17 protein-coding genes are annotated in these 21,712 nt (G+C 68.7%); 9 read left to right on the forward strand and 8 right to left on the reverse strand.

The window, feature by feature from the left end:
• Positions 1-57 precede the first annotated feature (57 nt).
• Both ACWERV_RS24820 and ACWERV_RS24825 read left to right on the forward strand, forming a co-directional pair.
• Entirely contained in the window at positions 58-669 is a 612-nt protein-coding gene (locus tag ACWERV_RS24820) for a type IV toxin-antitoxin system AbiEi family antitoxin domain-containing protein (RefSeq protein WP_452936759.1), read from the forward strand.
• Positions 669-1,568: a nucleotidyl transferase AbiEii/AbiGii toxin family protein gene (locus ACWERV_RS24825; protein WP_452936761.1), complete on the forward strand. Its 900-nt coding sequence runs from the start codon at positions 669-671 to the stop codon at positions 1,566-1,568. The genes ACWERV_RS24820 and ACWERV_RS24825 overlap by 1 nt, the downstream gene beginning before the upstream one ends.
• 148 nt (positions 1,569-1,716) lie before the next feature.
• On the opposite strand, the gene ACWERV_RS24830 is transcribed toward ACWERV_RS24825, so the two are convergent.
• From ACWERV_RS24830 to ACWERV_RS24845, 4 genes are all read right to left on the reverse strand, one after another.
• Positions 1,717-4,323 carry a pPIWI_RE module domain-containing protein gene (locus ACWERV_RS24830; protein ID WP_452936764.1) on the reverse strand — a complete coding sequence of 869 codons (2,607 nt, stop codon included), beginning with the start codon at positions 4,321-4,323 and terminating at the stop codon, positions 1,717-1,719.
• Between the two features lie 71 nt (positions 4,324-4,394).
• Positions 4,395-7,883 (reverse strand): pPIWI_RE_Z domain-containing protein, encoded by a 3,489-nt coding sequence (locus ACWERV_RS24835; RefSeq protein ID WP_452936767.1) that lies wholly within the window; start codon positions 7,881-7,883, stop codon positions 4,395-4,397.
• A complete protein-coding gene (locus ACWERV_RS24840; protein WP_452936768.1) occupies positions 7,876-8,955 on the reverse strand; it encodes a pPIWI_RE_Y domain-containing protein in 1,080 nt (359 codons plus the stop codon). The genes ACWERV_RS24835 and ACWERV_RS24840 overlap by 8 nt, the downstream gene beginning before the upstream one ends.
• 14 nt (positions 8,956-8,969) lie before the next feature.
• The gene (locus ACWERV_RS24845) at positions 8,970-10,472 is read right to left on the reverse strand and encodes a PD-(D/E)XK nuclease family protein (protein ID WP_452936772.1); all 1,503 of its coding nucleotides are present in this window, start codon (positions 10,470-10,472) and stop codon (positions 8,970-8,972) included.
• Positions 10,473-10,572: 100 nt separating this feature from the next.
• Here ACWERV_RS24845 and ACWERV_RS24850 point away from each other — a divergent pair, with 100 nt between their 5' ends.
• Positions 10,573-11,484, forward strand: a complete 912-nt coding sequence (locus ACWERV_RS24850; protein ID WP_452936774.1) for a serine/threonine-protein kinase — start codon at positions 10,573-10,575, stop codon at positions 11,482-11,484.
• A gap of 20 nt (positions 11,485-11,504) precedes the next feature.
• Here the strand turns inward: ACWERV_RS24850 and ACWERV_RS24855 are convergent, their stop codons facing one another.
• Positions 11,505-14,258 (reverse strand): tetratricopeptide repeat protein, encoded by a 2,754-nt coding sequence (locus ACWERV_RS24855; RefSeq protein ID WP_452936777.1) that lies wholly within the window; start codon positions 14,256-14,258, stop codon positions 11,505-11,507.
• A 247-nt stretch (positions 14,259-14,505) separates the two neighbouring features.
• Between ACWERV_RS24855 and ACWERV_RS24860 the strand changes: the two genes are divergently transcribed.
• The 3 genes from ACWERV_RS24860 (at position 14,506) to ACWERV_RS24870 (ending at position 15,828) form a co-directional block, all read left to right on the forward strand.
• Complete coding sequence (locus tag ACWERV_RS24860) at positions 14,506-14,667, forward strand: hypothetical protein (RefSeq protein ID WP_452936779.1); 162 nt, start codon at positions 14,506-14,508, stop codon at positions 14,665-14,667.
• Positions 14,668-14,839: 172 nt separating this feature from the next.
• Positions 14,840-15,583, forward strand: coding sequence for a hypothetical protein (locus ACWERV_RS24865; protein WP_452936782.1), 744 nt, complete (start codon positions 14,840-14,842; stop codon positions 15,581-15,583).
• Positions 15,580-15,828 (forward strand): helix-turn-helix domain-containing protein, encoded by a 249-nt coding sequence (locus tag ACWERV_RS24870; RefSeq protein WP_452936785.1) that lies wholly within the window; start codon positions 15,580-15,582, stop codon positions 15,826-15,828. The genes ACWERV_RS24865 and ACWERV_RS24870 overlap by 4 nt, the downstream gene beginning before the upstream one ends.
• A 363-nt stretch (positions 15,829-16,191) precedes the next feature.
• Here the strand turns inward: ACWERV_RS24870 and ACWERV_RS24875 are convergent, their stop codons facing one another.
• Together ACWERV_RS24875 and ACWERV_RS24880 are read right to left on the reverse strand one after the other, a co-directional pair.
• Positions 16,192-16,323 (reverse strand): hypothetical protein, encoded by a 132-nt coding sequence (locus tag ACWERV_RS24875; protein WP_452936787.1) that lies wholly within the window; start codon positions 16,321-16,323, stop codon positions 16,192-16,194.
• Positions 16,324-17,143: 820 nt separating this feature from the next.
• On the reverse strand, positions 17,144-17,467 hold the full coding sequence (locus tag ACWERV_RS24880; RefSeq protein ID WP_452936790.1) for a hypothetical protein: 324 nt from the start codon (positions 17,465-17,467) through the stop codon (positions 17,144-17,146).
• A gap of 219 nt (positions 17,468-17,686) precedes the next feature.
• On the opposite strand from ACWERV_RS24880, the gene ACWERV_RS24885 reads away from it, so the two are divergent.
• Together ACWERV_RS24885 and ACWERV_RS24890 are read left to right on the forward strand one after the other, a co-directional pair.
• A complete protein-coding gene (locus ACWERV_RS24885) occupies positions 17,687-17,863 on the forward strand; it encodes a hypothetical protein (protein WP_398190976.1) in 177 nt (58 codons plus the stop codon).
• Between the two features lie 47 nt (positions 17,864-17,910).
• A complete protein-coding gene (locus ACWERV_RS24890; protein WP_452936793.1) occupies positions 17,911-19,092 on the forward strand; it encodes a baeRF3 domain-containing protein in 1,182 nt (393 codons plus the stop codon).
• On the opposite strand, the gene ACWERV_RS24895 is transcribed toward ACWERV_RS24890, so the two are convergent.
• Positions 19,086-20,102, reverse strand: coding sequence for a hypothetical protein (locus ACWERV_RS24895; protein ID WP_452936797.1), 1,017 nt, complete (start codon positions 20,100-20,102; stop codon positions 19,086-19,088). The genes ACWERV_RS24890 and ACWERV_RS24895 overlap by 7 nt on opposite strands.
• Positions 20,103-20,290: 188 nt before the next feature.
• On the opposite strand from ACWERV_RS24895, the gene ACWERV_RS24900 reads away from it, so the two are divergent.
• Positions 20,291-21,703, forward strand: coding sequence for a hypothetical protein (locus ACWERV_RS24900; RefSeq protein ID WP_452936799.1), 1,413 nt, complete (start codon positions 20,291-20,293; stop codon positions 21,701-21,703).
• The last annotated feature ends 9 nt before the right edge of the window (positions 21,704-21,712 follow it).

Consider the following 21,712-nt stretch of genomic DNA (forward strand, 5'->3'; position numbering starts at 1 on the left):
AGCGCGACCACGTATCAAATCCTTCCCACTGAAGCAAGTGGGGGTAGGATTTGATACGTGCCCGAGTTCAGCCTCCGCCTCACGCAGCGCCTGGCAAGCCTGCCTCCGACGTTCACCGCGCGTCAGGCTCGTTCGGTGGGTCTCCCCTCGCGTGATCTGGCCGCCCTGGCCTCTGCTGAAGAGGTGGAAGAGATCTCCCGCGGTGTCTACCGCCGAGTGGACGCGGCACCGACAGCCCACATCGACCTCCTCGCCGTCTGCGCCCGAGCTCCGCAGGCGGTCGTGTGCGGGGAGTCCGCGCTGGCGCTGCACGAACTGATCGACGACATCCCGTACGAGGTCCACATCGCGGTGCCGCGCGGTGCGCACCGACCGGCGATCACCTATCCCACGACCCGCACGTCCCAATACGCGGCGGACACCTTCGCATACGCCATCGACCGGTTCGAGGCCGCTCCGGGCGAGACGATCCCCGTCTACAGTCCCGCGCGCTCCGTCGTGGACGCCATGCGCCTCGGCGGCACCGCCGGCAGGCCCCTGGCCCTCGGCGCCCTGAACCGATACCTCCGCCGACACGGCCAGAGCGGCGCCGCCGACCTCCAGGACGCCGCCCAGACACTCGGTGCCATGTCCACCATCCGACCGGCCATCGAAGCGGTGCTTGCCTGATGCCCAACCCGACCCGTGACACTACCGCCGGGCGCATCTACAACGACTTGCGCAACCTCGCCCGCCACAGCGGACGTCCGAGCGACCAGCTCATGCTCGAATACGTCCTGGAACGCTTCCTGTTCCGGCTGAGCAGTCACCCGGAGGGCGGACGGCACTTCGTACTCAAGGGCGGCCTCCTGCTCTCCCAGTTCGGCGCGCGGCGAATGACCCGGGACATCGACATCCTCGGCCGTTCCTTTTCCGGTGACGAAACCGAGATCACCCGCCGCATCGCGGCGATAGCTGCCACCGAGGCCGACGACGGGGTCGTCTTCGACCCCACGAGCCTGACCACCGTGCCCATCCGCCAGGACGACGAATACCACGGGCTCCGCCTGGCCATGGCCACAAGCGTCAGCAGGGCAAAGCTCAAGCTCCAACTCGACATCAGCTTCGGCGACCCGGTCACGCCCGAGCCGGCACTGATCGACTACCCCCAGGCCCTGGGAGGAACGCCCTTCCCGGTCTACGGTTACCCGATCGCCACCGTCATCGCGGAGAAGCTCTCCACTGCCGTCGCTCTCGGCGATCTCAACACCCGGGACCGCGACTACGCGGACCTCCACCAACTCATCACCCGCCACCGGCTCGACGGTCATGAACTCAGCGACGCGCTCACCGCGACCGCCGATCACCGCGGCATTCGGCTGCGCCCGCTCAGCAGCGCGATCACCGACCTGTCGACACGTCGCCAGGCCCCCTACGCAGCCTGGCTGCGCCGCCAAGGCTCGTCAGCCGCCCATCACCCCACCCAGTTCTCCGAAGTTGTCACCGTGGTCACGACTTTCGCCGACCCACTCCTCACCGGCGCTGCGCGGCAACGCACCTGGGAGCCGCAAGCAATGTCCTGGACCTGACCTTCGCCGCGCGCAGCATTTGTCCAACGGCGGAGCCATCCTCGACGTATCCGCTGTGTGCACCGGTTGTGAACGATCCCTCTCAAGACCACAAATGAGCAAGTCAGAGCCATTTTCGAGCTCACTCTCGGCCCGAGCCACACCCCCGTCACTCAGTGGGCCCTCGGTCCGTCGGAGCGAGCGGGAGAACATACTCCTTCGCCAGTCGCGCGAGGTGGAGGGGGAGGGGGTAGGCCAGCGGCGGATAGTCGTCGTGGTGACGGAGTTGGTGAGTCAACGTGGCCCAGTCGACTGGCGCTTCAGCCAAGCGGCAGCTCAGGACGGTGATTTCGAGGAGCTTCGGGTTCCATGCCGTTGCCCCGGGGACGGTACGACCTCCCGGTGGCGGAGTCAGCTTCATCAGGCCTTTCGGCTTCGCTGCCGTAGGCGGAGTGCCTGTCGTGCTGGCGAAGACGCGGTTGTCGGGATCGTCGGACGAGGCCCAGACGCCTTCGGAGAACCCGATCCTGGCCGATTCGTTGTGGGCGTACCACTCAGGCACTTCGCCCCGCCCGTTCTCGTCGCGGACCAGAACCATTCGCAAGTCCTGCCCGTAGACGGTGAGGCGCTGGTCCGGGTTGGTGCCGAAGCCGAGCATGTCCCGGGTCAGCGCGCCATTGCGCAGCCGCGGCCAGCACTGCCGCAAGTTCCCCGAATTGACCAGCAACAGGGTGGGACGGTCACGGAGTTGGAAGAGGACTGTCCGGATCTCGCGTTCCAGATCGGTCGGCGCGGGTCGGCCGGCCTCGGCCTCCACGAGGGAGAGCAGCATCCTCGGGTATGGCACCCACTCCGCCCGTCCGGCGTCCCAGCCTTCGACTGTTCCGGTGTCACTGTCGGCGCGGACTCGCACGGCGACCAGGCGACGAGCCGGGCACCGGGTGGGCCCGTCCTTCGTGTAGCGCACCAGCCAGAGAGCGGCATACTGCAGGTCTCCGGGGATCCCCCCACCTGCCCTATGGGTCGGCGGGCTGATCGCACCGAGTTGCCGGAAAGCATCCAGCCACGCCCAGTTGGCCCGATGCTCAAGAGCTGCTGTCCCGGGCTCGGGAAGGGTGATGAACTGCGTCAGCTTCCCCTGGCGCCCCCACGCCAGGCGCAGCGCGTGCTTGGGATCGGAGCCTGGCACCGAGTCGAAGTGCTGCTTCCCGTCGATCTCGGCCAGCACCAACCTGACCCCGCCGGAATCCCCGTCGTCTGCCTCCGCGACCAGGTCACAGCGCTCTGAGACTGCTTCGGCCAGCCGGACGGCCTGACGGCGCTTCCGGTCCGTGGGAATGTGCAGCGCGGTCGCCAGCTCACCGGTCGGCCGGGTGCGGACGACGATCCGCACGCCGTCGGCTGTCCAACTGGTCCCGTCTGCTCCGGTACTCCGGCTTCCCGGACCGAGGCCGATGACCTTCGGCAGCGCCGCGAGAAGAGCGTCCCGGGTCTGTGCCGACTGCCACCGGATCTCCACCTCCAGCGACCGGCCGTCCAGGGCACGGCCAAGCGCCGCTCGGCGTACCAGGGCCAGCTGAGCCTCCCTACTGCCCGGCTCGTCCTTCGCGCCCGTGCGCGGCAGCAGAGCGGGGGTGTTCCGCCGGGTGACGCGGCGCAAGTCCTTGACCCGGCGCAGAACGGGCCGCAGCCCTTGCTCCACCCAGGCGTCCAGTCCCGCGCGCTCCTGCGGCATCAGACCGGCCCCGACCTCGTGCGGGCCGAGGACCTGGTGGTACACGATTCCGGCGGCAACATCCTGCTTCCCGTTCAGCCACTTCTCGGGGGCAGTGAACAGCTGCTCCGGCTCCGGGAACCGGCGGGTGATGTCCAAGTCGGAGAGGAGCAGCACAGGACTGCGACGCTTCCAGGCAAGCTGCCTGGTGCCCCAGTCGTACCCGAGGGTGTTGACCATCAACCGGTAGCCGCGGTCCGGCCCCTCGGGCCACGGCAGCGGAGTGTCCAGCAGAACGGTCGCGCCGCTCAGTCTCCGTCGCGCAATGTCCAGCCGAGTGGCCCAGCGACGTACTCCAGCAGCGACGTGGACCCGGAACCGCCGGGCAAATGGCACCGTGTGGACGCTGACGGTCAGCTGGGCCGAGTAGTACCAGATCTGTTTGCGGTGCTCGTACCGCAACGGCGGCCAGGAGAGCAACTCGACGCCGCCGGTACCCGTGCTGACGACCCGGAACCGCAGGTTCATGCCGCCCGCGCGGAAGGAGGAGCCGGCCAGCCGGAAAGCCACCGCCTCCGGGAGCAGCCGGTAGAGCCGGCTCAGGGGCTCTGCGGTGCCCCCCGGCGAAACGACCGTCTCAGTCAGATCGACGTGCTCGGTCTCCCAACTGGGCAGGACCACCCCACTCCCCTTCGCTCCGGCCTGCAATGCCTGCTCCAGATCGACCGCTTCGTCCTCCTCGCCACTGGGCAGGCCTGCGGCCCACGTGCCGATCAGCGGCGCGAGGACCTGCTGCGGGACAGGTTCGCGCGCATACAGCCGGAGCAGGCGACCGTCGCGCCCGGCGTGGTGGTCGATGGCCAGCACGCCGGGCGCCCAGGCGCGAAGCAGGGAGTGGAGCCGGCCGAGGGGAAGCTGCAGGTGCTCACCACGCGCGGTTTTGTGATATTTCGTCAATTCGTTCTGCAACTCGTCGCCGAGTCGCAGAACGTGCAGGTTCTCCAACCATGCCCCGTGTTCGGGGTCCGGTTCGTAGGCCACGGTACGGATGGCGTGGTACATGACGGTGCTCCTCGATGCTCCTCGTGGGAGGGATGGGGTAGAGAGAGAAGAACGGCCACACCGACGTCGCCTCAGGCCGGTGGCAGAGGTTCTGCCAGGCAGCGCCCAAGCATTCGCCACAACGGTCGGTAGAGTGCGCGGACGATGAACTCCTCGCCGGCGGGCAGCAGACCGTCCTGGAAGTACGGGTCGAGGACCTCGAGGATGCTGTGCAGCAGGCTGGACTTCGAGGTGTCCGCGACGGGCGGGCAGGAGGCACGGTTCGGGGCGAAAGCCGAGTCCACGAAGACCACCCGCGCCGGAACCCCGCCCCGCACGAGCCGACCGATGACCTGCCACATCAGCACCAGGATGTCCCAGGTGACCTGTGCTCGGTCCTCCTCAAGCCGGCTCCACGCCATGGACCGCTGCAGCACCCGGTACCAGCAGGACCTCGCTTCCTTTCGGACCGCCTCGGCGCCCTCCTCCAGGCTGGACCCCCGGCGCACCCATTCGCCGAACAGCCCGTCAGCCTGTGCGCGCACGATCCAGTCGTTGACCGCGTGCACCGCAAGCGACAGGTCGTCGGGGTGCGGGTTCGGGCGGGCCAGGAAGTAGACCGACCCGATGGCCGCCTCGTCCCGGCGGTTGAGAATGTTGTGCCCGCGTTCGACCGAGAGCAGTGGCGCCACCAGAATGTCCGCCTTGAGATCCCGTAGACGTTCGACGTCGCCGCGACGCAGCGTCCGCGCCCGTTGAGCGGAGGGGGCTTCGTCCTCCTCTTCGATCTCGTCGTCGTCCGAGACCAGGCAGAGCACCTTGTGGCGCCAGCGCTCGTTGAGGTTGTGAAGCGTGTCCGCCACCAAGCGCGCCTCCTGGTAACTGCCCACCAGAAGGAGGATCTGATCGCGTTCCGGCGGGAGTGAGAGCAGTTCCTGTTCGAGTGGACCACCGTCCTCGATGTCTTCTGCTCCAACGCCGAGCCAGGTCGCGATGCGCCGCAGTTTGTCCGGCCGGTCGGCCGGATCGCTGCCCGAGACGCGCAGTTTCCCCGGCCCGTCGTCGATGAATTCGAAGCGCATCGTGCTCTCGGCCGCGATCTGGTCCATCACCCTGGACGGTGGCTCGATCACGACGCCGACAGGGATCTGGACGTGGTAGCGGCTGGACTGGCCCGCCCAACTACTCCCGGACATGAGCAGTACGTGTGCGCCCGGTCGACCGTCCACCCCGGCCAAACCGGGCATGGCCCGTAGCAGTTCACGGCCGACCCCGCTGCATCGGAAGAAGGTCAGCTCTCCGCTCCGAACACCTTCGCCGTCTTGGCCATGCACCAAGAACTGAAATCCGAGCACGTTGCCCATCGGTGCTTCCGGGACCATCGGGGCGTAGTCGTTGGGGCGCCGGTACATGTCGTTGAAGCCCAGGCTGAGTGCGGCTTCGACCCGCGGGTACATGGCGTTGATCAAGGCCAACCGGGGTTCCAGTGCGCTGAGCAGCAGGGTGAGTTCAAACCGATCGGCCATACTGTCACGCCACTGCTCGGGCGTCTGAGGTGGCGGAACCTCCTTGGCAACCCGCTTACCTCGGCGTGGCCTGTGCTTCCGCAGTTCCTCCTTCTCCTTCCACTGCTCGAACTGCTTCTTGTGCTGCTCCTCGCGTTCCGCCATGAATGTCTTGTCCAACTGGAGGAACTTGTCCACGAAGGTCAGCAGCCGCGTCCGCGTCTGCTCCGGATTCCCAGTGTGCAATACCTCGTTGAGCAGCACTGTGAAGTCCGAGGTGTTCACCTCGGAGTACCGGTGGCGATCGCCGAACGGATTGTCGCGGAAAGCCTCCAGCAACTTCTGCTTTTTCTCCAGCAGGACACGGTGTGGATGGTCCGCCGCCGCGTCTTCGGGCAGCGCGAAGCGCTCGTTGAGGATGTTCAACTGAAGCGTCCAGGCGCTGAAGTACCCGCGGCCCACCCAGCGACGCAGGGGGAACTCGGCCACCAGCATTGCGTGCAGGCGGTCCGTGGCCGCTACCACCGTGTTGACCGCGGCGCAAAAGATCTCCACGTCCCGGTCGGACAGTTGAGTCCGGCCGCCGGCGGCGAGTTCGCGAATCTTGTGCCGGCTCAGCTGGTCGATCAGTCCCCGCTCCTCGTCGGCCGCCAGCAGCACCGCCGGAGCAAAGATCCGGTCCAGATGCATCTGAACCCGGTCCACCTCGTCAATGATCACCAGATCGCTGCGCCGGCAGGCGAGTTCGAGGAAGCGAATGCGTTCTCCGTTCTGCGGGTACGGCGGCGCGGAATCGATCAGGCCGGGCAGGGTGGCGACCCAGATTTCAGCTCCGACCAAGGCTCGCGGACCGTGGTGCCGGGGGCAGGCGGACCAGTACGGGCAGGTCAGGAACTCTCTTTGCCACTCGGTGGAGCGGACGCGCCGGGTTTGGCGCCGCGGATCGGCCGGCCGGCGCAACCGGCTGCACGGCGATTCGCCATACGCGAGTGGCTCGCCCGTCCCGCCACGCAGTTTGAGGTTCAGCACACAGGACGTCCCCAGGTAGTCGAAGGCCGGGTCGTCGTGCGCCAGTAGCCGATGCTCACCACGGCCGGCCAGCCTGCGGTGCAGGCGTTGCGCGTGGCGCTCCCGCCCGGACGAGCCGAGCACTGGCGCCGCAGCGCCGTCGGTGTACCGGTTGTAGAGCTCGACCAGCTTCAACACCTCGGCCACGTCGGGGACCACGACGGTGGTCCGCTTCCCCTGCCGTGCCAGGTGGACCGCGATGATGTCCCGCAGCGTGCTCTTGCCCGCTCCCACGATGCCGAGCAGGTGCTGGATCCCGTCCACGGTGAACTCGTCGGACTGGCGGAACGTACCGAGTTCCGCGATCGACATATCGAATCCCCGCAACCGTTCGGCCCAGGTGGCCTTTTTCAGCTCGCCCCGGCGTCGGTCCTCGGCATCCATGGCGGCTGCGGTGCGGGCCAGCTCCGCCCTTCGGAAAGTCAGCGGCTCGCCCCCGCCTGCCGGGATCAGGTCCAGATCGTGCGCCACCAAGGGGGTCGGCGTGACCTCCGGAAGGTCGACCACCGCCAACGTACGGCCGACGGGGAAGGCATGGGGCCCGGAGCCGGCGACCGGGCGCCTGCGGCCAGCCAACGGAGGAGCCGCCGTCAGCAGGTGGTCGTAGGCCTGCCACCGCTGCTTCCCCACCCAGGTCTCCTGACGGACCGCCGCAGAGTCGACGAGCGTCACGTCGTAGCCGCGCAGCGCCTGGGCCAGCCGCTGATAGCGGTCCAGAGCTTCCCGCCAGGCCCGGCGTCTTGCCAGGGTCCAGAGCGAATACCTGGCAACCCTGAGAGTCCGCTCGGCATCCGGCGGGAGCAGGATCCCGTATGCCTTGGCGAACCCGTACCCGCTGAAGAGCACCCAGGCCTCGCCCGCCGGAGAATCCGGCATCAGCTGCTGCTGGAGGTACAGGCCGAGTTCGACCTGGCAGAGGAACTCCGCCGTCGGGGTGGGCAACGGCGATCCGCTGTACCGCTGGAGTTCCCGTACTGTCTCGTGCAATACCGGCGTCAGACTACGCAACCTGCTCTCCCTGCGTCGCGGATCGATCGGGAGCGCGGTCTTCGCACAGCCGGGCGACGAGATCGGCCGGCCCGGTCAGCTGAATGCGATCCGAAGAAGACGTCATCTGATTGAATGCCGTTCGATAGCCGACGGACCCGGCCAGCGCCTCTGGCACCACCACCAGGGCCGGCTCCATGTCGCCGGTGAATCTCTCCGCCAGCAGCGAGGGCTGGACCCGGTCGCGGATGTACACCTGACGAACCGCCAAGTCGTCGTCTCGGAGCTGGTAGCCGGCCAGCTCGCCGGTCAATGCCCGGTGGCTGATGCCCGCACGGTCGAGCTCACCCAGCACCGCCAGCTCCAGTCGGAACGGGAGCGAGAGGTAGATCCGCAACGGCTTGCGCAGCAGCAGGACGTCGCCCGGCTTGCGGATCAACTCCATCGGGGTCCCGTGCGGGCAGTTCTCTCCCTCGCACCAGGTGCTCGGCCCGGAGACCGGCGCGCCCCGGTCCGGTACCCGGCCACCGTCCAGCAAGGCCGGCAACCGACAGCTGCCGCAGCACAACAGGGTGCCTCCGGCGGTCAGGCTCTCCGGTACCGGGCGGTAGAAGTCCTTCACGCGGGACCAGATCTCCCTGCTCCAATCGGGCCCGAAAGGGTCGTCCCGGCGGATCACGGGGTTGAGCGCCAGGAACTGCCGGCTGCGGTGGAACCGCTCGATCGGACCGCACCTGCCGGCCAGCTCGGCCAGGAGTCTCCGGGCGGTCTCCTCCGGGCCGTCATCCGTTCCGGCTGACGCCAGTTCCGCACAACTACGCGACGGCAGCAGGCCTTCCCCATGCACCAACCTGGTGTCAGGGAGAACCAGCGTGTCCGGGACCGCGAAGAACGGGTCATCGGCCGGCTTGTAGCGGCACCACTGCAGCAGTTCCGGCAGGCTCTTCGGCGCGGCGATACCGAGGTCCAGGCAACGCAGTACCGCCCGGTCCAGTGCCAGCTGCGCGGCGGCCGGGTACGGCAACTGGAACGATCTGAGTCCCGTCTCCTCCCCCAAGTCAGCCACGACCTTGGCAAGCTCACGAAAGAGCACGGCCCCGTCCCGCGTCATCGGCCCACCCCGGAGGCAGCCCCGGAAGAGCACCAGCGTGCCGTCTCACAGCGAGCACAGGATGGTCCGGGGCGCGCCGGATACTCCTCGTCCCGCAGCCAGCCGTCGACCAGCCCTCGCACGATCGTGTTGGCGGCGGCCTGCACCTCGGGGACGAACGGGTCGATGGTCTCCAGGTCCGCTCCGCCTGGTCGGAGCACCTCGAGCTCGATCCGGGCCTGGCCCGCTGTGCCTCCCAGATCGCCACGGGCAAGCAGCAACGTGGCCAGGGCCAGTTGCGGATGCTGCTCCAGCAACGGGCTGTTCGCACGCCACTCACGCTGCGACGTCTTGGTCTCGCGCCATACCCAGGCGCCATTGTCCCGATAGAGCAGATCAGGCTTGGCGACCACCACCACCTCGGCAGCGGTGTCATAGCGCACCACCCGTGGCTCACTGCGCACATCGGTGGCGTCGCGGACCAGACGCATCGGGCAGACCGCGGCATGCCTGCGCAGCAGGATGACGCCGAGCGCGCGCTCGTGCTCGGGCAGCTCGAACTCCTCGGGTACCCACTGCTCCGGAACCATGACGGTGCACGGACGCGGTGGACCGTCGCCGTGCCGCTCGGCGAGATATGCGTGCAGAGCCCGACCACGCTCGGTCACCACGGAATGCTCCACCTCGTCGGCAAGCGGCAGGTGCAGCCGACGCATCTGATCACGGGCCGGGCAGACGCGGTAGTTCCGGCCGTTCGTGACCGACCACACTCGCCGGGTACGCCCTCGCTCCTCCATCCCCAGCAGGCCGGGTGCACGCCGCAGCACCGGACATACGGACGCGTACGCGCAGTCCGCGCAGGCAGCGCCTGGGCGATACTCCTGGCTGTCCAGCAGTTCGTTCAGTGCCGCCCGCCCATAGGTCCGGTAAGCAACCAACGCCTCCTCCCTGGTGCCGTCGAAGAGCGGACGGACCTGCGCGTCCAGCAAGGCGAACTCGACGATCCTCACGCGTTGTGGGGTAGGCCCGGGAGCGCCCTCGGCGAGCACAAGAGCCGCTGCCGCGACGAAGCTGTCCGGGGGAGGCTTCTTGCTCAGCCGGTTCACCGGAAGCCGTAGTTCTCGCACTGTGCCGTCATCGGACTGTAAGCACCGGCCCCAGACAGACAGTTGGTATTCGCCGCCGTCGCGCGACTCGGTTTCGGTCGCCAAGTGGCTGTAGCACCAAGGCGTTTGCACCTCCGACAGCGGAAGGTCAGGGTCCGTCGGGAAAGCGGTGTCGTAGCTCGCCAGTGCGTGTGTCGTCCACTGCCGCAAGCCGTCATGGCTCGGCGTCGCTTCCCAGGACAGCTCGACCGGCTCGCCACCGGTCCGAAGACGAGCGTCGCAGGCTGCCATGAACGGGCCGAGGGCGAACTGTTCCAGCCGCTCCCGAGGGCGGCGAATCGTCGGAACGGTCCGGTAGCCGCGCGCCTTGAGGGCGTCGGCTGCCGGGCAGCGGAAATCGCCGCCCTTGAACATGCCTACGGACACCTTGACGCGGCGGGACATTCGGCGAACCCCCTCCGGGGGAAGCCATGATTCGGACACAATGACCTCAGCTCACACAGGAAGACAGTTGATGGCAAGGAAATTCAGAAACTTCGGGGACATCGAGGAGCACTATGAGGTGCTCGAACAGATCGGCGGTGGCGCCCAGGGTGACCTCCATCTAGGGCGGAGCCGGAGCACCCACGAACGGGTGGCCGTCAAGCTCCAGCGGAAGCGGGAGTTCGAATCCGAACAAAGATTCGCCGAGCTCGCACAAGAGATCACCCGCGAAGGGGCCTACAACCACCTGCTCTCCCCCGGCCCCAGCGGCACGCTGCGGTTGTTCGGTATAGGCGACTATCGAGCCCGCCGCGGCATCGTTCTCGAATTCGTGGACGGCGTCCTGCTGTACGACATGATGACGAAATCCCGGCCGGTCAGAGAGCCGGCCACGGTGGCCTCGCTCATCGGCCAACTCTGCGAGATCCTGGACGACGTCCACCGCAAAGGGTTCGTCCACCGCGACGTGAAGCCGGAAAACGTCATGGTGGAGCACTCCGGACGTGTGCGGCTGATCGACCTGGGCCTCGCAATCCGATCTCGTCAGGGCACCCGGTACGGGTGCGGCACGATCGAATACGCGCCCCCTGAACAGCTCGACGCGACCACCGCCGGAGTGACCGCGCAGGCAGACATCTTCTCCCTCGGCTGCCTGCTTCTGGAGCTCACGGTCATGTGCCTTCCTTACGAGGGGACACGAGCCGGGAAGACAGCCCGCCGCCCGATCGTCATGACGGCAGATCGACTCGCCCTGGTACCGGACCCGTTCAAGGCGCTCGCCCTGGCCATGGTCGAGCTTGCGCCGGAGAACCGCCCCGGTTCGGTGCGCGAGGTGTTCGACTCCCTGCGCTGTTACCTGCCGGTGGTGAACGGTCCTCGGCCGGTGAAACCACTCGAACCCGACCCGACGGAGTACTACCGGACTCACCCACCCAAGTGGTGAGGCAATCAGCCCCGTGGCCGTCACCGCAGCGACTCCAGCCGGTCCCGCACCTCGGTGAGGCCCGCACCGCCCATCTGCTCGCGCAGCACCAGTACCCGTTCCAGGACGACCACCGCATCAACCGGCTGCCCTGCCGCCACCAGCGTGTCGGCGTACAGCCAGAGTGCCCGGTCCTCGCCGATCCACGAACCGAGGTCGCGGTAGATCTCGATCGCCTGCTGGAACAGCAGAAAGGCCGGCTCCTGCTCACCCAGGGCGAAGCGAATTCCTGCCAGGGTGCGCAGCACATCGGCGCCGCCGCTCCGGTCCGCCGTCCCGTGGACCAGAGCGAGCGCCTCGGTGCAGAGCCTGAGGGCTTCCTCGTGCTCGCCCCGGTCGTGGTGGAGTGTGCCCAGGCCGTTCAACACGGCCGCCGTCCCGGCTTCGTCGGCCAGCTCCCGGTAGACCTCCAGCGCAGACCGCTCGCACCGCTCCGCCTCGGACTCCCGGCCCTGCTTGCGCCGGGCCAGCGCAAGCGCATGGAGCGACCGAGCCAGGCTCAGCTTGCCGACCTGGCTGGGGTCATGGCCGCTCAGTCGAACCGCCCCGAGGAACTGGTTGGCCGCCAGGTTGAAGTGGCCCTGATGCCAGCTGGTCCCTGCGCGCATCCGGCAGATCATGGCCTGGTCGACCGGTGGCGCGCCGCTCTGCTGCGCGGCCTCGGCAGCCCGAGCAAGGAATCGCTGAGCGTCCTCGAATCGGTGGCGGCGCCACTGGTAGGTGACCAGGGCCATCGGCAACAGCCAGGTGTAGCGCGAAAGGCCGCGCGCGATCGACAACTCGATGCCGCGCACCAAGGTGTCGTACTCCTCCTCGATCAAGGCCAGCGCGTGGTCCACACCCTCTGGCTGGACCACCGTGATCTGCTGTGGCTCGCCGACCGGCAGCCACCGCTGCTCGTCCAGCCACCGGTCGCAGGCCCAGGCATTCTGCAACTGGTGCTCCAGGATCTGCCGAACAGTGGCTTCCTCGAACCCGGCCCCCGGGGCCAGGGCGACAGGCTGCACACGAAGGCGGGCAAAAGTCCTCACCAGTTCATTCACCCGGTAACGGCCTGACAGCAGTTCCACCAGGTGCGCCGCCCGCAACTCCTCCAGCGCCCGGTCGGTGTGCAGTCCGCCAGCCGCCATACCGAGGTCCAGCAGCGCCGCCCATCCGATCGACGGCCCTGGGTGCACGGCAAGCTGCCAGAGCAGACAGCGGGCTTCCTCGGACAGGGCATCCACCGAGCACGCCAATACCGCCTGGACGGACAGCTGGGACCGAGGGTTGTCCAGGGCGTCCAGTCGCTCTTCCTCCTTCCTGAGCTGATGGTGCAGGTTCTGGATCGCCGCATATGCCTGGCCGTCCAGCCGCTGGACCGCCACAGTGAGCGCCAACGGATGACCGTCGCAGAACTTGACCAGTTCCTTGATCTCCTCACTGGCCTTTCGACGGTCAGCCAGAGGGATGTACTCATGGAGCAGGGCTGTGGCGGCCTCGTGATCCAGTTCGCCGAGAGTCCACTCCGTCACCCGCTGGCCGGCTCGCAGCGCCTCCAAACGCCGGCTGCTTGCGATCAGTACCGCGCTGGCCCCAGTACCGGGCAGCAGCGGCAGCACCTGCTGGTCGTCCCAGACCTGGTCCAGCACGATGAGCACGGACCGGTTCGCCAGCACCGAACGCAGTGCCGCGCTCTTCTGAGCCAGTCCGACCGGCGAGGTAGGCAGCGGGAACTCCGCCAGGAACCGGTCGATGACATACTCGGGGTCAGCAGGCTGTTCCCCTCTCCCTGCGATGCCGCCGAGGTCTGCGTAGAGAGTCCCGTCCGGGAACGAATGCTGCAGTTGGTGCGCGGCGAGGTTCACCACCAGTCTCTTGCCGATCCCGGGCATGCCACCGATAACCACTGTGGAGGGCCGACCGCACTCCTGCTGCCGCAGTACCGTCTCCACTACCTCGCGGATCACCCCTCTCCGACCGAGTGCCGGCCGTCCTTGCGGCGGCAGCTGACGCGGCACATAGCGCAGGACGGTGTGTGGAGTCGCGCGGTTTCCGCGCAGTTGGCCGATGATCTCCTGCAGATCCTCACTCGGCCGCTTGAAGTTATCGATCCAACGCTTGATCTCCTTCTCCAGTCTCGTCGGCGACAGCGAACTGCCGTGTTGCCTCAGGTAATACGTGAACAGCCACGGCTGATCCGTCAGTTCGCGATAGAAACGGTCCGTCTCGGCCCGCAACCACTCATTCAGACCCGCCCGTTGAGCAGCCTCGAACTGGGCCCGCAACGCCGCCAGCCATTCCTGGCGCAGCTCTGCCCGGCGCGCCACCGCCCACTCCTGCGTCAGTCCGCTCAGTGGTCCTGTCTCCTGCGGCCACTGAGCCATCGCAGCGGAGATGGTGTTGAACCGGTCCTTCCCCAGCAGCCGTTCGGCACTGGCCAACAGATCACGGAAACGGTAGAGATCGATCTGGTCCCTCGGTGGATCAATGACACACACACCGCACTCCGTGCGCAGGAAGAGCGCATTTCCCAGCGCCTTGCGCAGCACCCGCATCGCTTGGTCCAGCCGACTGCGTGCGAAGACCTGCCCAGGCCAGAGGCAGTCGAACACATCGGGTACTGGGCACCGACCGTTCGGCGAGGTCAGCAGTAACGCAAACAGAGCTGCGGGCTTGGTGGTTCCCATCACCGTCGGGCCATCAGCAGGACCCGACGGCCCGACAGACACCACGCCAAGCACACGTCCATCCACGTTCGATTCCTCCACCTCGCGGAGACCATCCCGGCTCACAGCTTCGACACCATAGAGATCTGTGCGTATCCGGGTGCCCGTTTACACAGTTGTGCTCCTTTGCGCCCCCTTCAGATCGAACTCAGAGATTCCTCAGTTCTCCTCCCCTCCGGATGTGGGCCCGCTGGGCAACATGGCGTCACGTGCTCGCCGGTCCCGGCGACGACGGATCGGTCCCGGAAGTCCCGGGACCAGGAAGGACGAACCCTTGAGTAACCGACTGCCCGCCCGCCGGGGCGGGCGCGCCAAGCGGACCTCCGGCGGCATGCCGCCGACGGCCAAGCGCCGCACCCGTGAGAAGGAGCTGCCGCTGCCTCCGGCCGTACTGCCCGAGCCCGCTGCGGACAACCCGGCGCCGCCGGAGCTCTGACCCTCGTCGGGGGTGCCCGTCTTCGGGTGGGCACCCCTCGGTAGGGCCTCTCGGTCTCTTTACCGATCCGGCCCATCAAGTTCACGGGCTGGCACTCGCTACCACTGCGTAGCACTCGGTACCACTCAGCAACAGGTCCGCGTCGAAGCGGGCGGCAGGAGAGGACTGACCCTTGACCGTTGCCGGCACCAGCAGCGTGTTTGCTGCCGTAGCAGAGTATTTCGACAATCCCCGAGTCGCGGAGGCGGTCCGACTGACCGTAATCACGGACGACGGTGCGGCGGTCAGGCTGACGCCTGCCCAGGCACACCAGGCCCTCTACGGGCCAACTCCGGATCCGGCTTTGGCCGCTCCGATCTGGCAGGCGACCCTGAACGGCGCACGGGAGGAGTCCGAGCCATCCGAGATGTGGGGGTTGCTACTGATCTGGTTCGCTTTGCCGAGACTGACCGGCGCCGCATACCGGATCAGCCACCGACTGCGCGCCGACCGAGCTGACGTGGAGGCAGAAATGGTCCTCGGCCTGTTGGAGGGGCTGCGGAGCGACGAGCCACCGACGATGGACGACCTGCTCAAGGCCGTGCGCAGCCGAGCATGGCGCCTCGCCAGGGCCAGCGCGCGCGAAACTGCCTCGGCTGCCCTGGAACACCTCGCGGACGACCATGCCGTGCCGCGCGACGATTTGCCGGACCCTGAGCAGCCGCGGCAACTCCAAGTCGAGGTCACCCGGCACGAGGGCACTGACGGGCTGCGGGCGCAATTGCGTTTCACCGTTTCCCGCGAGAGCCTGGGTCGGCAGGCCTTGACGATGCTCACCAAGGCGGCAGAGTGCGACCAAAGGGCCAAGTGCCGACCCGGGCCGGTGGACCGCCATCTGGCCGGCGGGTACCGGCGCCGCCGGGCAGGGACCCGATGAGCGCCGACACGTGCGGTCCGCTGAGCTTCATGGAGGCGTTCGATCTCCCTGTGGTGGTCGACATTCAGACCGCGGCCCGCGCGCTGGGCATCTGCCTGACGACCGCATACCGCCTCGCCAGGCAGGATGCTTTCCCCTGCAAGGTCCTTCGAATCGGCAATCGGTATCGCATCCCCACCACTGAGCTGATGCGAGCCCTCGGTGTGGACGATCGTGCTCTGTACACCCTGAGCCCCGGTACCTGATCCTGTACTCCCCCATCCGCTCGGCCGTCGTCGGTGTCGCGCGAGCCACGCGCGGCACCGCAGCCGCCTCCCTCGCAGGGTGGAACGGAACCCGAACGGTGGAGTGGGATGCGTCGGCGCGCATTTCAGGTTCACCACCGCGGAGGAGGTCGAGGAATCCGCCGCGGCCGTTGCGGCTTACCACAAGGCGGCGGGCGTAACGGGCCGCGGACGCGAGCAATGCCGCCGGGCAGCCGGTCAGGATCTCCTCGCGCACCCTGGTGTCGGGGTAGCGGCGGCTGTGACCTGCCAGCTGTTCGGCGAGCAACAGCGTGGTGTTCTGGCGGAACTTGCCTCACACGTAGTCGGCTTGGTCACGTCCAGCTACGCCCACGATCGTGGCGCCGCGTCGGCCTCGGCGAAGGCGAGGTCCACCGCCGCCGCTGAGGAAGGCGAACCGTTGGCTCCGACGACGACCGGCGCGTCGGCGGGTACGTCCAGGAGCGGCTCGGGCACCAATACCGCTCTGCACCGCAGACGGCCGAGCGGGGAGTGCCCCTTGCCGGTGCCAGCGAAGGCACCCTCGACGCGGTGAACCTGTGGGCGCCAAGCCCAGGAGCTCCGCCCCTGCCCGATCAGGTGAGGTTTTGCCCCTTTGGGGGCGATCACACCCTTGCATCGCACTATTCGGTCGCCGGCTAGTAGCCACGCGAACCCTGGGGAGGTCAGCCAACAGAGACCTCCCCTTTCGCGGTGAGGACCACCTTCGGGCTGCGTCACCCCCTGGCGAGCGGCTATCCCGGCACTACCTGGCCTTGATGATTCTCCACCGCATCGGCTGTCGCGGGTCCTACCAGAAGCAAGTGCGGGTCGGATGGTGGGCCGGGGACACCCAGCTAGTGTCGTGGGTGGATCCGGCAATAGCCCCCCACAGCACCGACCCCGCTACCGGCCGTACGGCGTCCCCCCTCGCTGAACGACGAGCCCCGTCCACGCGAGCAACCGCGGCACACCTCCAGGACCCTGCGTAGCGGCCGACGATCGCAATCGTCACGGTGCTCTCATCGCCGCTCAGCGCTTCTCGTCACAGCCCATCGTCAAGACCGCCGAATGTGCATTGGATGTGAAACGGCCCCACCTCCCTAGCCCGTACGTGCAGGTCAGAGGCACGTTCGAGCTCTACTTCGACCTCTAAACCGGGACCTCGGCCCCTCTCCCCGAGGGGCCACTACAGAGCCTCTGAGCTGCGAAACCGCGGCTCAGAGGCTCTTGTCGTTGCGCGCCCGTCCACACCCTCACGCCTCACGTGCGAGGGGAACGTCGGATGGGACAGCCCTTACTCGTCGCGTTCGAAGTCGGCCTCCCAGACCTTTCGGTCGAGGGCGCGCTGGGCGCCGAAGTAGAGGTCGTGGACGAAATTCTGCGCCTGCTCGGGCGGCAGGGCGGGGGCCTCGCTGCGGAGTCGGCGGGTCCAGGCGGCGATGTCGCCGTCCGCGGCGGCCTGTTCGGCGGAGGAAGGCTCCGCGCCGGCCACCGCGCGGCGGTCTGCTTCGGTACGCGTCTGCAGGCGGTCCGCGTCAGGGCGTTCCGGCAGGCCGCGGCTGTGACCCGTGTCGGGGTCGCCCTCGACCGCGCGGTTGGACTTGTGGTGGTGTGCCATGGCTGCTCCCCTCGCTCACCGGCGCGTCATCCGTAGGTGCAAGGTAGGTACAAGGTAGGCGCAGGCGAAAGGCCCCTGTACATCATCATTTTAGGTGCCATGACGACCCGCGGCCATGTCGCACCACCCGCGGCTACGGCGTAGCGTGAAGGGAAGAGACGGGGTGCCCGTCAGCTCGGCTCCCCGTACGCGAGGAAGCCCGCTGAGGAGCTGAGGGCCATGCGCAAGAACTCTCCGGTCAAGGGCCATCACGGTCTGGGAGCGCGGGGGCAGGGGAAGCAGCTCTACTTCCACACACAGATCCCGCATGCGGAGCGGCAGCCCACGGACCCTGTCCAGGCCAAGCGGCAGCAGCCGCGCGAGCGCCGCGGACCGAACGGCCACTGGGCCCCGTAGAGCCCGCCCAGCTGCCCGAAAAGTCGCCGTAAACCAGTGAAGGTGGCATGGTGCACACGTCCGATCTGACCCCCGAGACCCTGGACGGCCTGCGCAGGCCGCGGCCCTATCCCGCGATCACGCTGGCGATGCCGACCGATCCCGACCGCCCGTTCGGCGAGAAGGACCGCATCCTGCTGCGCGACCTCGTCGTGCAGGCCAGAAGGCAGCTGGCGGACGACCCCGAGGTCCCCCGCGAGGCGCGGCTGGAGCTGCGCGACCGGATCCTGGACCCGGAGGCGATCGAGGAGGCGGGCGCGCCCTTCCACCCCGCGGGCGCGCTCGTCGTACACGCTGCGGCAGGCGAGCCGGTGCAGTTGTGGCAGCTGACCTCGCCCGCGGTCGTACCGCGGGTGGAGTTCGCGACGGCCTTTCTGACGCGGTACGCGGTGGCAGCCGAGCAGCGCGCCCGGCCGTACCTCGTGCTCGTCCTCGACCAGGGCACGTGCCGGCTCTACCAGGGTTCGGTACGCGAGCTGGTCGAGGTGACGCGGCACGGCTTCCCCGAAGCCCCGCAGATCCCGTCACCGGAGGACGCCCTCCCCGGGCCTATCCCGCACGCGGCCCCGTACGAGAGCCACGGCGAGCGGGTCAAGCAGTATCTGCGCACGGTGGACGCCCGGCTGACGCCGGTGCTGGACGAGCACCACGGCGCGCCGCTGTTCGTCGTCGGCAGCGAGAAGGCACTGTCGGTCTTCACCGGCCTCACCTCCCACCGCGGCCGCATCGCCGGCACCCTCCCGCTGACCGGCATGGACAACGACCCGGCGTCCGTCCTGGCCGAGCGGGTCGAGCCGCTGCTTCGGGACTTCCACGACCGGCAGGTGGCAGACGTCCTGGAGGACCTGGGCACGGCGGGCGCGCAGCAGAAGTACGCGGGCGGCCCCCAGGAGGTATGGACCGCGACCGCCGACAAGCGCGTGAAGCTGCTGGTGGTCGAGGACAGCCTCGCGGTGGCGGGCCACATCACCGACGACGGCCGCGAACTGGCCGTCGAGCCCTACCCGGAGCCCGTCACGCTCCCCGACCCGCGGCGCGATGCGCAGGCCCCCGCCGACACCGAGGGCCTGGCCACCGACATCGTCGAGCAGCTCGTGGAGAACGCGGTGGAGGCGGGGTCCGAGGTGCTCTTCGTCCCCGACGACACCCTGCTCGCCGCGGGCGGCGTCGCGGCCGTCCTGCGCTACTGAGCCGGAGACGGTCCGGTGCCCGCCGTCCCTTCGCCCGGGGCGGCGGCGGGCGGCGGGGAGGGTTCGGGGACGCGCCAGAGGATGGGGAAGCGGTCCGCGTCGGGCAGGCTGAGGGGGCCGGGTGGGCCTATCTGCCGGATCAGGTAGCCGAGGACCATGTGGTGGGCCTCCTCGGAGACGTCGTCCCAGGTGTCGGGGGTCACGATCATGATCTCTCGCATCAGGCTCAGATCCGACTCGTTCTCCAGCATCTGCGCCCGGTCGTCGCGGTCCATCGTCTCGTCGGCCCGCATCGCGCGGATGGACTCCGCGAGGAGGTTGGGTTCCGCCCGCAGGCGGCGGCGCGCTTCCCGGCAGCCGTGCTGGAAGGCCGCGTACGCGTCCATCGCCTCACGGTCCAGGTCCTGGTAGCCGAACGGCGTGCCCTCGGTGGCTCCGATGTAGTCGCCCTTCAGTGTGTGCAGCAGGATCCTCAGCGCGTACTCGGCCCCGTCCTCCTCGATGAGCTTCTCCATCGCGCGGATCCACTCGTCCTCGGAGATGATCGGTTCGTGCGGGACGGCGAGGCCGGGGGCTATCTGGACGGCGCTGAACGGGTTGATCAGGAGACCCGCGACCATCTCGGGCGTCCACGTGCCGTCCTCGCCGCCCCAGCCGCCGTTGGCCAGTTCCCGGAACGACTTCCGGGCGCCCTTCTCCCCCTCGCGGGCCGCGCGCCACAGCAGCAGGAACCGTCCGACCTCGGCTTCCTCGGGGCGTGGGGGGCTGCACAGGCCCGCCAGGACCATGACGATGTCGTGCACCGTCTCCCAGCGCGGCAGCTGCTTTCCGCTGATCGAGGAGCGCACGGTCTCGTGGCTGGGGCCGGACAGCGAGTCCTCCCGTTCGCGGATGAGCGTGCTCACCTTGCGGAAACTCAGCTCGCCCGCCGCCCGGTGCAGTTCCTGCAACGCCTCGGCCAGTTCAGGGTGCAGGCTTTCCGGCCGTGACCCGTTGGGGGTGTCCGCCACCTGGCTCCTCCTCGCTCAGGGCCGGTGAACGCTCCGGCCGGGTGTCAAGTTTCGCCGCTGCGACGTCCGGCGCCGTCAGCTTCCGTCAAGTTCGGCGCCCGGCGCCCCGCTTTCTGACTAGCCGCTGAACTCCCAGGTGAGCATGGTGAGGACACCAGCGGAGCACGTCACCCCGAGGAGTTCGCCCCGTGCACATCCCTGTCTACGCGCACAGCACGATCCGCGCCGCCGTGCCCGCCGCACCGATGAGCCGGCAGCTGGCCGGTCTGGACTGCTGCGTGTGCGGTGCCCCGTTCGGCCGGGATCTCGGCGCCCGGCCGCTGGGTCCGGCTCCGGACGCGGGACTGGCTGCGTGCCTGCCGTGTCTGCGCCGCCTGGTCGGGCGGGCGCGGGAGACCCGGGACGCCGCGCTGGTGCGGAGCGCCGAGCAGGTCCGCAAGGAGTCGGAGTCCTGGGAGTCGGTGCGCGAGCACCACATGGCCCGGCTCGACGCGGTCCGGCGGGCCGCGGAGGAGGTCGCCGAGCTGGCCGGGGACGAGGAGGTCCCGGCGTCGCGGATCGCGTGGCTGTCGATATCGCTGGAGTCGGCCCACACCTGGATCCCCGGGACCCCGGAGCCCCCGCCCTCGGTCGACCGTGAGGACCGTCCGCTGGCGCACGCGGAGATGCTGCTGAGCGGCGCCATGATCACCGCCCGCGGCGCCGTGGCCGACAGGCTCGCCTATCACCTGGTCAACGAGGCGCAGCCCGCGGAGCCGGAGATGTGCGAGGAGCTGGAGTGCCCCGAGGGCTGCTCGGGGCGGCACGACACGACGCACATCGACTGCGGGCCGGACGCCGTGTTCGAGGACCTGCTGGAGCACGACGTCAGCATCGAGGTGCCCGGTCCGGGTCCCCTGTCGCCGCGGCTCGCCGCGCTTCTCGCGCCACCGCCCGAGGAACCGCCGCCGCTGTTCCCCGGGTTGGAGGAGCAGGCTTCCGCCGCGCTTGCCCATCTCGGCATCGATGCCGGGGACGAGGAGGTCCTGCTGAGCGCGGCGGCCGCCGGGCTGGCCGCCGATGCGCTGCTGGGCGAACCGCTCGACGCGATCCGCGCGGCGCCCGGCGGGCCCGGCGCCGGTGACGTCCTCGCGCAGGGCGCCGACCTGTACCGGCGGGCCCGCAAGGCGCTCGCCGCCGCCCGTGACGGCGGGCCGGACCGGCTGGGCGCGTTCACGGTCGTCGCCTCGGATCCGGACCTCCCGTGGGCGGGCGGCTCCCGTTTCACGCTGCGGGCCGCGAGCGGACCGGTGGCCGACTTCGTCCGGAACGTCGAGGAGCAGGTCTGGATCACCGAGAACCTGATGCGCCGCCAGGGGTGGCGTGACGCCCTGCTGCACCGGGCGTTCACCGCCGTCTTCAAGGCCTCGCACCACTTCGGCATGCCCGGCTGGCCCGGCGTCGTCGATGCCGCGCTGGAGCGTCTCGCCGCGCTGGACCGGCAGTCCGCTCCCCCGCAGCTGGGCGATCTCCGTGCCGTGGAGAGCGCGCTGCTCCAGGCGCCGGACCGGCTGGGAGTGGTCGCCCTCGACTGGCTCGCTGCTCACGGCGTGCTCGGTTAGCGGGGGTCG

It is taken from the genome of Streptomyces sp. NPDC004031, from assembly GCF_053604375.1.